The organism is Comamonas thiooxydans, from assembly GCF_000964545.1.
GTDB classification, from domain to species: Bacteria; Pseudomonadota; Gammaproteobacteria; order Burkholderiales; family Burkholderiaceae_C; genus Comamonas; species Comamonas thiooxydans.
In genome coordinates this window covers 76,912-91,605 of record NZ_BBVD01000005.1, presented here as the reverse complement: position 1 = coordinate 91,605, position 14,694 = coordinate 76,912, and the positions used below count along the sequence as shown (strand labels likewise).

Here is a 14,694-nt window from a genome sequence, read left to right as displayed (position 1 = left end):
AGCGCTGGAGCCTGTTTTATCTTGAATTTTTGGCGTTGGTGCTTGAGCTTGTCTGTCAATGAATTTCCCGATCAGGAAATATTGATTCCTTTTCTGCATGCTCTGCTTCATAATTTCCCGAACGGGAATTTTCAATCTAGACCGCCTTATGTCCACCATCCACACCACCGACCAACTGGGCACGGCCCTGCGCATCGCCCGCAAACAGCTGGGGCTGACCCAGCCGCAGCTTGCCTTGGCCGCAGGCGTGGGCACGCGGTTTATTGTGGATCTGGAGTCGGGCAAGCCCACGGTGCGGCTGGAGCATGTGCTGCGGGTGATCGATGCGCTGGGGGGAGAGTTGCAGTTGGGCGGCTTGCCGGAAGCGGCGCATGAAGACGGGGCAGGCCAGGCTGCCGCAGCAACGGAGGGCGCAGACCATGACGCATGAACTCGAAGTCTGGCTGTTTGACCGGCGCGTCGGCAGCCTGTCGCTGGTGCATGGGCGGCTGAGCTTTGCCTATGCGACGGACTGGCTGGCACAGCCGCAGGCCACGGCTTTATCGCAGTCGCTGCCGCTGCAGGCTGAGCCCTTTGGCGATCACCAGACCCGGCCATTCTTTGCTGGTCTGCTGCCTGAGGGGCAGATGCGACGCCTGATTGCGCAGCAGTTTCAGGTGTCGGGCCAGAACGATTTTGCGCTGCTGGACCATATTGGCGGCGAATGCGCGGGTGCGGTGACCTTTCTGGAACCTGGGCAGGCCTTGCCGCAGACTAACGGGGCTGGGGCGACCGGGGTACCGGGTGATGTGGAGTGGCTCAGCGATCAAAAGCTGCTCGCCTTGCTGGACGAGCTGCCGCGCCGCCCCATGCTGGCGGGAGATGACGGGCTGCGGCTGTCGCTGGCCGGGGCGCAGGACAAGCTGCCCGTGGTGGTGGACGAGAGCGATCCAGGAGTAGTGCGGATTGGCCTGCCGCGCAATGGCGCGCCCAGCTCGCATATCTTGAAGCCCGCCATTCATGCTGTGGAGGATAGCGTGGCCAATGAAGGCTTTTGCATGCTGCTGGCTGAGGTCATGGGGCTGAGGCCTGCCAATGCCCGAATCCATAGCGTGCTGGGTCGCTCGTTTTTGCTGGTGGAGCGCTATGACCGGGTGCTGAAGGACGATGCGCAGGGCCAAGCGCAGCTGCAACGTCTGCACCAGGAAGACTTTTGCCAGGCGCTGGGCGTGGTGCCCGAGCTGAAGTACCAGAACGAGGGCGGGCCGGGCCTGGCGCAATGCTTTGCCTTGGCGCGCAGCGTGACCCGCCCCAGCGCGCCGCAGGTGCTGCGGCTGCTGGATGGGGTGATCTTCAATGCCCTGATCGGCAACCATGACGCACATGGCAAGAATTTCTCGCTGCTTTATGGAGGAAGGGCGCCTGTGCTGGCACCGTTCTACGACCTGCTGGCTACGGCGATTTACCCCCAGCTGGCGCCCAAGATGGCAATGAAGATTGGCAGCAAATACAAGTTCAGCGAGCTGGAGGCCAGGCACTGGGAGCAGTTTGCGGAAGAAGCAGGCCTTGCCAAGGCGGCGACGCGCAAGCGTTTGCAGCAGCTGGCGAACGAACTACCCGCTGCCGCGCGCAAGCTGCAGGCCGCGCCACCGCATGGTTTTGCGGGCAATGCCGTGGTGACGCAGATCGTGCAGCTGATAGAGCAGCGCTGCGCCTTGACACTGAGGCGCTTGGCCTGAGCACACGCGTGATTTCACACCTAGATCGGAGCGCCGCGATGCCAGTTAAATTTCCCGAACGGGAAGTATGTATTTAAATTAGTTGCGGCAAGTTAAAAATTTCCTGATCGGGAAATTTTTAAGATTCATAGCTTCTTGCGCTTGTTGCATGAGCGCTTGAGCTTGATTTGACCGATATTGGATGCCGTTGATTCAGCGCCAGCCATATAAGAACCGTATTGATGGAGACAAACCCATGCTTAGCCCCAGCCGCGATTTTCCCCGACCGCTCCAAGCCGCCTGCCACTGCGGCACAGTGCGCTTTACTGTGCTGCTCAGCGACGGCCTGAACACCGCGCGGCGCTGCAATTGTTCGTTTTGCCGCATGCGCGGGGCCGTGGCGGTGTCGGCTGGTTTGAGCGGAATCGAGGTGCTGCAGGGACAGGATGCGCTGACGCTCTACCAGTTCAACACCGGGCAGGCCAAGCATTTCTTTTGCAAGCATTGCGGCATCTATACCTTCCATCAGCGACGCTCCTCGCCGCATCAGTATGGTGTGAATGTGGCTTGCATAGCGGGCATGAGCCCGTTTGACTTTGCCGAAGTGGTGGTGAGCGAGGGGCGCTCGCACCCCAGTGACCGCCGCGCAGGCGCTGCTGCGGGCAAGTCTGTAGTGGCAGGCTGGCTGAGTTACAAGGCGAACCCCTTGGCCAAAGCACAGCTTGAGGAATGATTTTGATAGCTTCTAACGCTTTACAGGTAAGCGTTGGCGGTCGTTTTTAATGAATTTTCTGCGTTCAGCATCGAATCAGCCAGCCAGATGAATCCGGGTCGGGCGCTGCCTGGCAAGCGCGCCGGGCATGGCTTAGCCGCGCCTGGTCTTGGAGTCGCGCACTGCCACCATCAGCACCAGCGCCGAGAGGATCAGCATGACCAGCACGAGATAGATGCTGTAGTGCCTGTTGCCTGTGTGCTGGGTCAGCAGGCCGGCCAGCGTGGGGCTGGCGGCCGAGCCCAGGTTGCCCAGGCTGCTGATGAGCGCTATGCCGCCGGCGGCTACGGCCGGCGGCAGATAGTCGCTGACCAGGGCAAAGAACAGCGGGGGCAGGGCCGCAAGTCCGATCAGCGTGAAGGCCAGGGCAATCAGCGAGCCCTCAAGATGGCCGTGCATCTGCAGGGTGACGATCAGGCCGGCAATGGCCATGCCGGTGGCGATGAACAAATGCCAGCGACGGTCGCGGAACCGGTCGGAGCTGGCACCGAAGGCAATCATGCCGAAGAAGCCTGCGACAAAGGGAATGGCCGAGTAGATTCCGACATGCAGCACGTCCTGCACACCCAGGCCCTGAATCACGGTGGGCATCCAGAAGACAAACAGATAGGTGGCACCGTGCATCATGAAATACACGAGTGACAGGGCATAGACCTTGGGGTCGTGCAGCAACTGGCCCAGAGTGGCGCTGCTGTGGGCCGCCTTGTGCCCGTGGCCGCCATGATGAGCAACTTGGCCGCCGTCGTTGGCGATGTTGTGTTGCAGGCGCGCTTTTTCGGCGTCTGTCAGCCATTTCGCGTCGGCTGGCTTGTCCTGCAGATAGAAGTAGAGGATCAGACCCAGAATGCAGGCGGGAGGACCCTGGATGAGAAACAGCCACTGCCAGCCATGCAGACCGTCGATGCCATCCATATATTTGAGAATGGCGCCGCACAACGGGCCGGCCGCAATCGCCATGGCCATGACGGCTGAGAGAAAGATGGAGATCACGCGGCCGCGGCGTGCCGAGGGATACCAGTAGGTGAAGTAGAGAATGACGCCGGGAAAGAAGCCGGCTTCGAAGGCGCCCAGCAGAAAACGCGCTACATAGAACTGCATGGGAGTGGAGACCCAGGCCATGGCGGTGGCGATGACGCCCCAGACCAGCATGATGCGCATCAGCGTCTTGCGCGTGCCTATCTTCTCCAGCAGCAGATTGCTGGGCACTTCAAACAGAAAGTAGCCGATGAAGAACAGACCTGCACCAAAGCCGTAGGCGGCGTCGCCGAAGTCCAGCGTCTGTTTCATCTGGATCTGGGCGTAGCCGATGTTGATGCGGTCCAGGTAGGCGACCATGTAGCAGATCAGCAGCAGGGGCAGCAGCCGCCAACTGACCTTGGCATACAGTGCGTTGTCTGCATCGATGTTGTGGCTGGTGTCCTGCCTGGGCGTTGCGCCCGAAATGGTCGTCGCGCTTGGGGTCATGCTTGTCTCTTGGAAGTTGGTATGGGGCGCTGGGCGGTTCCTTGCGGCACGTCTTGCAGCATCACGACGTAGACGCTGCAAGCCGCTGTGCTAGGGCTATGCCGGGCTTTTTTGTTGTCTTGAATACAGGGGGAACTGCGCAGAGGCCCACAGCATCAAGCCGTGGGGCACAGGCTGCCAAGTCTTGCTGCCTGGAACTCACGAGGTCACGGCGGAGACTGTGGTTGTGACCAGTGATTGGATTGCTTGCCTTCGAGTTCCCGGTTCATTTCCTGCTATTGCCCTTCATGGCCTGGACCTGGCTGCGCACAGGTATGCATCAGCCTGTCTTGACCTCTGCGGGGGCAGAAATCAAGGAGTTCGAGGGGGCAATGTAGGGCTGGTGCCCTGAATGGACTTAACGCATGCCGCAATTCAGTTGCCAGATCATGACATCCGAGGGTAAGCCTTAGGGTCGGCCTTGCTGCGGCAAGGCAGCGGAAGATGCTGCAGGCTTGCGCGGCGATGGCGTGCGCCATTGAGAGCCATGCTGCGCCTGAACTAGCACTAGCACGGGAGGCAGACAGCCGTTTCATCTGCGGATAGCTGATGTGGCCGAGTATGTATTTTTGATAACGGCCAGCGCGGAAAGGAGCCAGTTGGGCTTCTATTCGCGCAAGCGGGTTGCCAGAGCTTTTGAGCCGCCACATTGTGCTAGCGGACACGCCCGGCATGGCTCCGGGCGTTGGTGGATCGCTGGGTTCAGCGATGGGGAGTGCTGCCTCAGGCCTTTTTCAGAAACTCGGATTTGAGAATGAATGGACCCTGATCAGTCTTGCAGTCCACGTCATGGTCGCCGTTGTCATAGACCAGGCGAATGCCTTTGATCTTGGTGCCTTTTTTGATGACGGTAGAGGAACCTTTGACCTTCAGGTCCTTGACCAGCAGCACGCTGTCGCCGTCGGCCAGCGGCGTGCCGTTGGCGTCCTTGATGATGCGGGGGCCGTTGTCTTCATCGGCAATGGCTTCTGCATGGGCCGACCATTCATGGGCGCAGTCGGGGCAGATCAGCAGATCGCCATCGGGGTAGGTATTGCTCAGGCCGCATTGGGGACAAGAGGGAAAAGTCGTCGTGCTCAAGGATTGGCTTTCTTTCAAAATAACAAGCACCAAGCCTAGCCGCAAAGCAGTAGTGGGTCGCCCAGGTGTGGATTGAGAGGCCTTTGCGCGCCGATATGGACGGCATGCGCTGCATGAGCCTGGCTGGTTTCAGTCCATCACAAAGATGGGCGCAGCCGTGCGAAACGGCAGCTTGCGGCCGGGCGGCAGCAGATAGGCATGCTCGCGCGGCACGCGCAGCTGGTCGCATTGACCATCGGTGATGATGAGGATGGGGCCGTCCTTGGGAAAGTCGTCGTCCTGGAGCAGCAGATCCACGCCCGGTTGCAGCACGGTGCCGCCACGGCCCTTGAGGGCGATGCGCTGGGCAATGTCGGCGGCAGGCAGATAGCCCAGATCGTAGGCGGCAGCGTCGCAGCATATCAGGCGCACAGCGGGCACATTCTTGGCATCGGCGTAGCTTGCGATGGCGCCCAGAGCCTTGGCCAGCACATGGCGCTCCATGGAGCCCGAGGTGTCCAGCACCACGCCGAAGGTGCGGCCTTCCAGCCAGCGGCTGTCGGCCTGAATGCGGGGCCGGGGAATATCGGGCGTGGCGCTTTGACGGCGGCTGATACGGGCATAGCTGCGCCGCGTCTCTACGGGCGGAAAGTGGTGGTCGAACCAGCGCGCCAGCTCCACCTGCCAGTCAATCGGCGGCTGCAGCAGAGCGCGGATTTCCTCGATCAATCCCGCAGGCAGCAGGCCGCGTGCGTCTTGCTCATGGCGCAGCAAGCCTTTGCCCAGCTGGGTGCGGCAGAATTCGTCGATATCGGTGTAGTCGCCAGCCTTGCGCTGGCCGCCCACATTGCGCTCCAGCATGTCGCCCTGGCCACCGGCCAGGGTGCGCAGCTTGCGCATGCGGCGCAGATCGCCCGCGATGCGGTCGTAGACCTCTTCCGCGCTGAGTCCGCGCAGCTCCGGGTCGTAGAGCAGGCCTATGCCCGGCGGCTGGCCCACGTCCATCTGAATCAGCCAGTCGTTGATGACGAAGTCGCAGGCCACGTTCCAGAGAAACGGCTCGCGCCCGCGCCGTCGCGGCAGATGGCGCAGGGCGACGTGCAGGACTTCGTGGGCGATGACGAAGCGCAGCTCCAGCTCGGACAGGTGCGGGCCGGGGTTGATGTAGATGGTGCGCAGTATCTCGTCGACCGCGGCGACGGCAATGTCCTCGCGCTCGCAGATGCTGGCGTCCTCCATGATGTCAAACGCCGCGACCATGCTGCCCAGCAGCGGAAAACTGTCCATGAACCAGTGGCGTGCGCGGTCTAGCGCGCTGCTGGCAGGCAGGCTCTGGCCAAACTCGCGGCGCACGCCCGCAGCCATTTCCACGGATTGGGTGACGGAGCGAGCCAGGCCCGCAGCAAACATTTCGGGCCAGTTGCCGTACCTGCGCCAGTACGGCTGAGGCTTGCTGGTGGATGAGGCCGGCTCAGGCCATTGCTCTGGCAAGGCCAGGCTGGGGTGAGCGCCGCCCTGGCCGGGACCGGCAAGACTCAGCGCCTGCGCCCAGTCGGGTATGCCTTGTTCGCAGAATTGGACGTACCACTGTGCCTCGTCGCGCTGGGGCAGTCCGTCGGGTAATTCCATGCCTTCGGGCGGACGTCCGAGCTTGATGGTCTGGATGAAGCGGGCCGTGACCACGTCGCAGGCCGCGCTCCATTGCGCCCAGTGGCTGCGGTCGCGTTGAAACAGCTCCAGCGCGTAGCTGAGCGTGGCCCGCCCAAGGCAATATGCCCATTCCTCGGGACTGGCCATGCGCTTGGGGTGGATGTCGATCTGGCCGGTAAAGCGCTGTTGGTTGAGGCTGGCCTGCGCCCAGCCATGGGCCGGACACTGGGAATGGGCGCTGCGCACAAAGCCCAGGCTGCGGCTGAGTTCGGTAAAGATGGGGTGTGCCTGCAGCATGGCCAGGCCTTGCGTATAGGCCTGGGTGGCTGGCGTTTCGCGCGTTGGGGGCTTGGCCATCAGGCTCTGGCCGCTTCGCGCGCTTCCACCAGGCGTGGCAGGTCGCGCACGATTTCCACCATATACCAGGCGGGCAAGGTCTGGCCGTCGCTTTCGGCGGTGACGATCTGCGCCATTTCCAGGCTGATCTGGGCCAGCTCCTTGAGCATGGCCTTGGAGCGGTGCACGGTCTGCTGCAACTCGCCGCCGCTTTGCTGCTTGTCGGCGGGCAGGATCTTGAGCAGACGCGCACGGAAGGCCTGGGCCAGGAAATACAGCACATCTCTGTCCTGCGGAGCATGGGGCCAGTTGGCATCGCCCTTGAAAATGGCGTCCAGACGGTGACGGTCGTCGGCCAGCTTGTAGAAGGCCTTGAACTGCGCCGCATGCTGGGGCGTGAGGCAGCCGCTGCTCAGGGCTTCCAGCGTCTGCAGGTTCAGCGCATCGCCATAGGACTGCAAGGCATCGCTGAGCATATGCCAGGAGCGCGGCGTGGAAAACGCCTCTTCGTGCTTGGGCGGCTGGCTCCACAGGTGATCGGGGCGCTGGGCCAGGTATTCGAGCACCAAGGCATGCAACTGGGCTTGCTGGGCCCATTGCAGCCACTCGCTGGCGCTGACCTTGAGTTGCACGTGAATCATGCGGTTGACCAGCGCCGAGGACATGGTGCGCACAATCGCGGAATCCTGGGCGCGGTTGCCAGCCGCAATCACGATGGAGCCCTCGGGCATCAGGTACTCGCCCACGCGGCGCTCCAGAATCAGGCTGTAGAAGGCTTTTTGCACATCCTGGCTGCAGGCGTTGAGTTCGTCCAGGAACAGGCAATAAGGCTGCTCGCGCGCAATCATGGCGGGCGGGCAGAAGCGGGTTATGCCGTCAATGATCTGCGGCACGCCCAGCAAGTCCTCGGGAGCGAGCTGGCTGCCCAGCAGGGACACGCAATCAAGCCCCACGCTTTGCGCAAAGTTCTGGACCAATGCCGATTTGCCTATGCCTGGCGGTCCCCAGATGAACACGGGGCGTACGGTAGCGACGTTGAGAAGGAATTCGCTCAGTTGTGAGGGAGTGAGAGCCAGACTGGTTTGCATGCTGCGTGCAGTCTAAGGCAAGTGCAGCGGCGTCCTCAACATGCTCAGGCGGCCTGACCTGGAGTCTTGCGGGCCGCGGGTCGCCGCTCATGGTTCCTGGAACGCCTGCATGCCTTGCATGCAATACAGCAGAAAGCGATTGGCGGCAGGGGACAGATGGCGGCCGGTGCGAGTGATGAGCTGCATCTCCGCATCCTGAAATGCAGGGTTGTGAATGGGAATGGCACGCAGGCGCCCGCTTGCCAGCTCGGCCGTGACGGAGCAGGGCGGTAGCAGGGTCACGCCCTGGCCGCTGGTGACAAAGGCCAGCAGCACGCTAATGAGATTGCTGGTCAGCGCGGGGCTGAGGTGGATCTTGTCCTTGCGTTCGGCATATTCCACGAGCTGGCGAATGCCATACACACCTTGAAGCATGGCAATAGGCCATTGGCTGAGCTCCTGCAGCGAAGTCTGGGCAGCGCTGGCCAGCGGGTGCTGGGAGTGGACGATGGCGTGCATGGGCTGGCGCGCCGTACCGCGTGCGGTGATATGGCTGTCGGCGGGCGGGTAGTAGACCAGGCCGATCTCGGCAGCGTCCTCGCGAATCCGGCGCATGATCTCGGTCGTGCCGTAGATTTCCAGCGAGATGCTGACGCCCGGATATTGCTGGCGAAAATTGCGTATGGGCCCGTCGATAAGCTCCTGCGCAAAGCCTTCGCCGCTGACCACGCTGACACTGCCGCTGTGCAGCCCGCGAAGCGCATCGACCTTGGCCTGCATGTCGTGGCGGTGGGCCGTGTGTTCGCGGTGATAGTCCAGCAGCAACTGGCCGGCCTCGGTGGGTACCACGCCGTTGCGATGGCGCTCCAGCAGGGCCAGGCCCAGTTCCTCTTCGAGCAGGCTGATCTGGCGGCTGACGGCCGAGGGCACGATGCCCAGTTTTTCGGCTGCGGCACGAACGGAGCCGCAGTAGACGGCTTCAAACAGATAGCGGGCGCGGGAGTCTTGAAAGGCGGGCATGCTGCGATTGTCGTCGCCAAATTACATCTGTATTCATACGTATGTTCACTTTTTTAGAACAGAAAAAGAATGCGTATGCAATAAATGCATTGTTATATTCAGCGCCCGCATGGGTGAGCGCCAGCTTGGGCTGGCCGTGCCCATTTTCAGGGTTCAAAGCTATTTCAGCGCGTCGGCAGCGGCCGTCGTGCGCAAGGAAAGTTGATGCGTACAGAGGTGCAGCCGGCCAAGGCCGCGTTGAATGTGGGCAGCGTGGTGCAGGTATTTGCGCTGGCGCTGGTGATCGCGGCATTGTCCGAGTGGCTGGGGCCGCTGCCCATTTCGCTGGGCGTGGGCAAGGTGGTGCTGCTGCCCATGATCTGGGCGCTGCTCATCGGCCTAGTGCTGGGTCTGCTGCGCAAGCGCATGCCCGGCCCGCTGCAACTGAGCCTGTACAGCCAGAATCTGGCCGCCGCCGTGCTGTCCTGCGCGCTGTTCCTGTTCATTGCCAAGCTGGGCCTGCTGGTCGGTGGTTCGCTGCCCAAGCTGGCGGAAGTCGGCTGGGGACTGGTGTTGCAGGAGTTGGGCAACTTGGTCGGTTGCGTGGCCCTGGGCATGCCCGTGGCGCTGCTGCTGGGGATCAAGCGCGAAGCGATTGGCGCGACGTTCTCCATCGGCCGTGAACCGGGCCTGGCCATCATCGGCGAGCGTTTCGGCATGGATTCGGCCGAAGGCCGCGGCGTGCTGGCCGAGTACATCACGGGCACTCTGATCGGCGCCATCTTCATCTCGCTGCTGGCCGGCTTTGTCTCCAGCCTCAATATCTTCCACCCGCTGGCCCTGGGCATGGGCGCCGGCGTGGGTTCGGGCAGCATGACGGCCGCCGCCGTGGGCGCGATCGCCGCCCAGCATCCCGAAATGAGCGACCAGATCGCCACTTTTGCCGCTGCCGCCAATCTGATCGCAACAACGGTGGGCACTTATCTGACGCTGTTCATCTCGCTGCCCCTGGCCTTGCGCGCCTATCAATGGCTGGAGCCGATTCTGGGCCGCAAGCGCAAGCAGGCCGTGGTGGAGCAGGCCGTGGATCTGTCGGCAGCCAAGGACGAAGAGCAGGCGCAGGTGCCAGCGCTGGGTCTGGGCATGCGCTTCGCTTCATGGGTCCTGGTCGGCGCCATGGTGCTGATCGGCAACCGCATCGGCCATGGCGTGCCGGTGATGGATGCGCTGCCCGGCGTGCTGCTCATCATTGCTGCCGTGTTTGTCGGTGATCTGATCTACGTCGGCACGCGCCGCATGCTGCCTGCCGTGTGCTGGATCTCGTTCATCGCCATGGCCATGACATTCCCGCTCACGCCTTATGCCGCCGAAGTGGCTGCGCTCACCGGCAAGGTCAACTTCCTGGCCATGATCACGCCCATGCTGACTTTCGCGGGCCTGTCGCTGGCCAAGGACATCCCGGCCTTCCGCCGTCTGGGCTGGCGCATCGTCGTGGTTTCGCTGCTGGCCAATGCCGGTGTGTTCCTGGCTGCGACCCTGATCGCCCAGACCTTTGTCCATACGCTGTAAAGCCGGAGCACGACCATGATGAACACCATCAAGTGGCCCGGCCAGCAGGAACTGCAAGCCTGGCGCCATGACTTTCACCGTCATCCCGAAACCGCGTTTCAGGAGCACCGCACCAGCGCACGCGTGGCCGAACTGCTGAAGAGCTTTGGTCTGGATGTACACACCGGCCTGGCCGGTACGGGCGTGGTTGCCGTGCTCAAGGGCAATATGGGCGCAGGCCCTTCCATCGGCCTGCGCGCCGATATGGACGCGTTGAATGTGACGGAGCTCAACCAGTGCGAGCATGCGTCCACGCACGCCGGCCGTATGCATGCCTGCGGCCATGACGGCCATACCAGCATGTTGCTGGGGGCGGCCCAGGCTCTGGCCTCGGCGCCCGATTTTGCGGGGACCGTGCATTTCATCTTCCAGCCCGCCGAGGAAAACGAAGGTGGCGCGCGAGCCATGATCGAAGCCGGGTTGTTCAAGCGCTTCCCCATGGACGCGGTCTACAGCATGCATAACTGGCCGGGCCTGCCCGTGGGAACGGCAGCGGTGCATTCCACGGCCGTGATGGCGGCCTTCGACATCTTTGACCTGACGCTGACCGGCAAGGGTTGCCATGCCGCCATGCCCCATCTGGGCAAGGACGCACTGCTGGCTGCCTGCCAACTGGTGACTCATCTTCCCGCGCTGATTGCGCGCGAGCAGGAGGTTCACAAGCCGGCCGTGGTTAGCGTGACCAGCTTCAACGCCGGCGATACCTATAACGTGATGCCCGAAGTCATCAAGCTGCGTGGCACCGTGCGCTGCTTTGACATGCCTCAGCGTGCGCGCATCGAACAGCGTTTTCGCGATGCGATCTCCGCGACTTGCGCGCTGCACGGCCTGGAGGCCCATCTCGACTACCGCGTCAGCTACCCCGCGACCATCAACAACCCCCAACATGCGGAAGTCTGCGCCGAGGTGCTGACCAGCGTGCTGGGCGAGGGCAAGGTGCGCCGCGATATGGTGCCGAGCATGGCCTCGGAAGACTTTGCCTTCATGGCGCAGGAATGCCCGGGCGTCTATATCTGGCTGGGCAATGGCGAGGACAGCGCATCGCTGCACAATCCCAAGTATGACTTCAATGACGCCAATCTGCCGCTGGGCATGCGTTACTGGGTGGCGCTGGTGGGTGCGCTGCTGAAGGATGGCAAGCTGCCAGCCTGACAGCGCAGTTTTGCCATACATACCTACGCCGGGTCAACGCAGAGTTGAGCCCGGCGTTTTTCATGATCCGCTGGTTTGCAAAACTGCACCAAGCAATGCATTCGGTCACAGAAATGTCGGAAGGCTGACACCCTGTAACGCCATTGGATGCAGGGGCTCTATGATGTTTGTAGCGCTCCGAGATAGTTTCTGTTGTTATCTCAACAGGAGCTGGGGCGTGCGTGGCGGCCGCCTTGATCCTGTGGGTGAAGAGCTGGTTGCGCAATAGCAGGTGTTGCATTCCGGCGCATGGCCGGAATTTCACGCGGCACTGACCGCATCTCTTTCGCAACGCTGCCTGCACCAACCCTGGTGACGCGATTTGTCGCACTGTCCGGGTCTTGATACAGGAGGGCGCTATATGCCGTTCGGCAATCTGGAGGCGGGCATCTGGCCTGCCGGCTTTCCACCGCTGCTGAGCTGGTGCGTGCTGGTTTCGGCCGCCGCCTTGCTCGGTCATCTGGTTCATCGCTTTACCGGCTATCCACGTATGCTGGGCTACACCATGGTCGGCCTGGTGGCCGGCTGGGTGGGGTTTGGTGACCTGCCCTGGCCTCTGCAGGGCAGTTCGGCGCTGTTGTTGGAGCTGGCCGTGGGTGCGAGCCTGTTGCTGGCTGCATCTCAGGTTTCCCTTCCCTGGCTGCTGCGTCAGCCCTGGCTGCTGCTGCAAAGCCTGGGCGAGTCGTTGTTGACTCTGGTGGTGGTGACCGCCGCCTTGTTGGCGCTGGGTTGGGGCTGGGCCGTGGCGCTGGCCGTCGGCGTGATATCCATGGCAGCATCGCCGGCCGTACTGCTGCGCATTGCCGATGATTTGCGTGCCAGCGGTGCCGTGACGGATCGCAGTCTGCTGCTGGCAACCATCAGCACCTTGCTGGCGCTGCTGGGGGCGCTGGTGCTGACGGTAGTATTTGTTCCTGCCGCAGCAGCGGCGGGCGGCGGCCTGCAGTTCTCGGCTGCGGGACTGGGGCGTTTGTTGCTCAGCCTGCTGCTGACCCTGTTCTGGGCCTTGCTGGTCACGGCCGCTTTTTGGCCGGTGTTGCGTTGGCAGTCATCGCGCAGCGACAGCACGGCCTTCTATCTGCTCGCGGCAATGACTGCGGTCTGTCTGCTGGCAGAGCAATGGGGTGGTTCGGCCGCGCTGGGCTTTATGGTAGCGGGGCTGATGCTGCGCAATCTCAGTCCCATGCCATTGATCTGGCCCCAGGCCTTTCAGGCGGCCAATGCCATGCTCAATCTGCTAATGTTTGTACTGGTTGCCAGTATGGCAGCCCAGGTCGGCATGTCGTTCGCTCTTGTTTCGGTAGTGGCTAGCGCCGTACTGGCAAGGGCAGTTGGCAAATTTTCTGCAGTTTTGCTATTGGGGCACGGTACGGCCATAGGCTGGCGCAGACAGTGGCCCGTGGCCTGCGGACAGTTTGCGCTCTCGGGTGTGGCCCTGCTTATGGTCTCTGCTCTGGTGTCGCAGTGGACTGCTTTCAATGCCAGCGTGGCCCAGCAGTTCGCGGCCATTGCCTTGCCCATGATTGCCTTGTGTGAGGTACTGGGTGTGCTGCTGGCTGCCACGGCGCTGTGGCGCAGCGGCGATGCTCATCGCGGCGTGGGCCGCGCAGCCTTGCAAAGAGGGGAGAGGCGTCATGACGCATGAAGTCGAACACATTCAATCGGCAGCGACCGATGGTCTGGGCGAATTCGCGCCATCTCAGGCGTTGACGCTGGGCGTGGAGCTGGAGCTGCAGTTGCTCAACACCCATCACTACGATATGACGCCTTATGCGCCCGATATGCTGGCTCTGCTCAAGAACGCCAAGGTCCCGGGCTCCATCGTTCCCGAGGTGACGGCCAGCATGATCGAAATCTCGACCGGCATTTGTAGCGATGCACAGGACGCGTATGAGCAGTTGGCGGTCACGCGCGATGCCCTGGTCAAGGCGGCTGACCGGCTCAATATCGCGCTGGCCGGCGGCGGTACGCACCCGTTTCAGCAATGGCACCAGCAGCGCATTTACGACAAGCCGCGCTTCAAGGAACTGACGGCGCTGTACGGCTATCTGACCAAGCAGTTCACCATCTTCGGCCAGCATGTGCATGTGGGCTGTCCTAGTGCCGATGATGCGCTGATGATGCTGCACCGGCTCTCGCGCTATATCCCGCATTTCATTGCGCTGTCCGCATCCAGTCCCTTTGTGCAGGGGCAGGACACGGCGTTTGACTCCGCGCGTCTGAACTCGGTGTTCGCATTTCCGCTCTCGGGGCGTGCGCCATTTGCCTTGCACTGGGAAGACTTCGAGCGCTATTTTGTCAAGATGGCTGCCACGGGCGTGATTCACAGCATGAAGGACTTTTACTGGGATATCCGTCCCAAGCCCGAGTTCGGCACTGTGGAAGTTCGTGTCTTCGATACGCCGCTGTCCATTCATCGCGCGGCGCAACTGGCGGCCTATGTTCAGGCACTGGGCGCCTGGTTCCTCAGTGAGCAGCCCTTCGAACCCAGCGAAGACGACTATCTGGTCTATACCTATAACCGCTTCCAGGCCTGCCGCTTTGGTCTGGACGGCACCTATGTGGACCCGGCCACCAGCGAGCAACTGCCGCTGCGCGAGCATATCGAGCAGACGCTGGGGCGCATCACCGGTCATGCGCCGGCATCCGGCAAGAGCGCTTTGCAGGAGCTGGCCCAGGTGCTGCAGGGCGGCAACGATGCGAGCTGGCTGCGCGAAAGCTATGCCCGGGTGCAGCAGTTGCCGGAGGTGGTGCGCCAGGCGTCGCTCAGATTCGCTGGCAGGCCCTGACCGGCGTTGACATTATCGGCTCG

Annotated in this window: 12 protein-coding genes; 7 read left to right on the top strand and 5 right to left on the bottom strand. The window is 62.3% G+C overall.

Annotated features, from left to right (window positions below):
- Positions 1-148 precede the first annotated feature (148 nt).
- From Cth01_RS08010 to Cth01_RS08000, 3 genes are all read left to right on the top strand, one after another.
- Complete coding sequence (locus tag Cth01_RS08010; RefSeq protein ID WP_034355868.1) at positions 149-430, top strand: helix-turn-helix transcriptional regulator; 282 nt, start codon at positions 149-151, stop codon at positions 428-430.
- Positions 420-1,718 (top strand): type II toxin-antitoxin system HipA family toxin, encoded by a 1,299-nt coding sequence (locus Cth01_RS08005; RefSeq protein ID WP_045838910.1) that lies wholly within the window; start codon positions 420-422, stop codon positions 1,716-1,718. Before Cth01_RS08010 ends, Cth01_RS08005 begins: the two co-directional genes overlap by 11 nt.
- Positions 1,719-1,953: 235 nt before the next feature.
- Complete coding sequence (locus Cth01_RS08000; protein WP_072248236.1) at positions 1,954-2,430, top strand: GFA family protein; 477 nt, start codon at positions 1,954-1,956, stop codon at positions 2,428-2,430.
- 132 nt (positions 2,431-2,562) lie between these two features.
- Here the strand turns inward: Cth01_RS08000 and Cth01_RS07995 are convergent, their stop codons facing one another.
- The 5 genes from Cth01_RS07995 to Cth01_RS07975 all read right to left on the bottom strand — a co-directional run bounded on the left by Cth01_RS07995 (position 2,563) and on the right by Cth01_RS07975 (position 9,104).
- Positions 2,563-3,933, bottom strand: a complete 1,371-nt coding sequence (locus tag Cth01_RS07995; RefSeq protein ID WP_082085644.1) for an MFS transporter — start codon at positions 3,931-3,933, stop codon at positions 2,563-2,565.
- Positions 3,934-4,695: 762 nt separating this feature from the next.
- Complete coding sequence (locus tag Cth01_RS07990; RefSeq protein ID WP_034355880.1) at positions 4,696-5,052, bottom strand: zinc ribbon domain-containing protein YjdM; 357 nt, start codon at positions 5,050-5,052, stop codon at positions 4,696-4,698.
- 129 nt (positions 5,053-5,181) lie between these two features.
- Positions 5,182-7,038, bottom strand: coding sequence for a vWA domain-containing protein (locus Cth01_RS07985; protein ID WP_045838908.1), 1,857 nt, complete (start codon positions 7,036-7,038; stop codon positions 5,182-5,184).
- Positions 7,038-8,105, bottom strand: coding sequence for an AAA family ATPase (locus Cth01_RS07980; protein ID WP_045838907.1), 1,068 nt, complete (start codon positions 8,103-8,105; stop codon positions 7,038-7,040). Before Cth01_RS07980 ends, Cth01_RS07985 begins: the two co-directional genes overlap by 1 nt.
- A gap of 87 nt (positions 8,106-8,192) precedes the next feature.
- Positions 8,193-9,104, bottom strand: coding sequence for a LysR family transcriptional regulator (locus Cth01_RS07975; RefSeq protein WP_045838906.1), 912 nt, complete (start codon positions 9,102-9,104; stop codon positions 8,193-8,195).
- 204 nt (positions 9,105-9,308) lie between these two features.
- Between Cth01_RS07975 and Cth01_RS07970 the strand changes: the two genes are divergently transcribed.
- From Cth01_RS07970 to Cth01_RS07955, 4 genes are all read left to right on the top strand, one after another.
- Positions 9,309-10,652, top strand: coding sequence for a DUF3100 domain-containing protein (locus tag Cth01_RS07970; RefSeq protein WP_045839131.1), 1,344 nt, complete (start codon positions 9,309-9,311; stop codon positions 10,650-10,652).
- Between the two features lie 15 nt (positions 10,653-10,667).
- Positions 10,668-11,843 carry a M20 aminoacylase family protein gene (locus Cth01_RS07965; RefSeq protein ID WP_045838905.1) on the top strand — a complete coding sequence of 392 codons (1,176 nt, stop codon included), beginning with the start codon at positions 10,668-10,670 and terminating at the stop codon, positions 11,841-11,843.
- A gap of 400 nt (positions 11,844-12,243) precedes the next feature.
- Positions 12,244-13,527 (top strand): cation:proton antiporter, encoded by a 1,284-nt coding sequence (locus Cth01_RS07960; RefSeq protein WP_045838904.1) that lies wholly within the window; start codon positions 12,244-12,246, stop codon positions 13,525-13,527.
- The gene (locus Cth01_RS07955; RefSeq protein WP_034391522.1) at positions 13,517-14,671 is read left to right on the top strand and encodes a YbdK family carboxylate-amine ligase; all 1,155 of its coding nucleotides are present in this window, start codon (positions 13,517-13,519) and stop codon (positions 14,669-14,671) included. Before Cth01_RS07960 ends, Cth01_RS07955 begins: the two co-directional genes overlap by 11 nt.
- The last annotated feature ends 23 nt before the right edge of the window (positions 14,672-14,694 follow it).

What these genes read in the sequence shown, in the direction of transcription:
- Cth01_RS08005 (WP_045838910.1), top strand. Translation starts at nt 420, where the DNA reads ATGACGCATGAACTCGAAGTCTGGCTGTTTGACCGGCGCGTCGGCAGC.
- Cth01_RS07985 (WP_045838908.1), bottom strand. Translation starts at nt 7,038, where the DNA reads ATGGCCAAGCCCCCAACGCGCGAAACGCCAGCCACCCAGGCCTATACG.
- Cth01_RS08000 (WP_072248236.1), top strand. Translation starts at nt 1,954, where the DNA reads ATGCTTAGCCCCAGCCGCGATTTTCCCCGACCGCTCCAAGCCGCCTGC.
- Cth01_RS07955 (WP_034391522.1), top strand. Translation starts at nt 13,517, where the DNA reads ATGACGCATGAAGTCGAACACATTCAATCGGCAGCGACCGATGGTCTG.
- Cth01_RS07960 (WP_045838904.1), top strand. Translation starts at nt 12,244, where the DNA reads ATGCCGTTCGGCAATCTGGAGGCGGGCATCTGGCCTGCCGGCTTTCCA.
- Cth01_RS07970 (WP_045839131.1), top strand. Translation starts at nt 9,309, where the DNA reads ATGCGTACAGAGGTGCAGCCGGCCAAGGCCGCGTTGAATGTGGGCAGC.
- Cth01_RS07995 (WP_082085644.1), bottom strand. Translation starts at nt 3,933, where the DNA reads ATGACCCCAAGCGCGACGACCATTTCGGGCGCAACGCCCAGGCAGGAC.
- Cth01_RS07965 (WP_045838905.1), top strand. Translation starts at nt 10,668, where the DNA reads ATGATGAACACCATCAAGTGGCCCGGCCAGCAGGAACTGCAAGCCTGG.
- Cth01_RS07975 (WP_045838906.1), bottom strand. Translation starts at nt 9,104, where the DNA reads ATGCCCGCCTTTCAAGACTCCCGCGCCCGCTATCTGTTTGAAGCCGTC.
- Cth01_RS07980 (WP_045838907.1), bottom strand. Translation starts at nt 8,105, where the DNA reads ATGCAAACCAGTCTGGCTCTCACTCCCTCACAACTGAGCGAATTCCTT.
- Cth01_RS08010 (WP_034355868.1), top strand. Translation starts at nt 149, where the DNA reads ATGTCCACCATCCACACCACCGACCAACTGGGCACGGCCCTGCGCATC.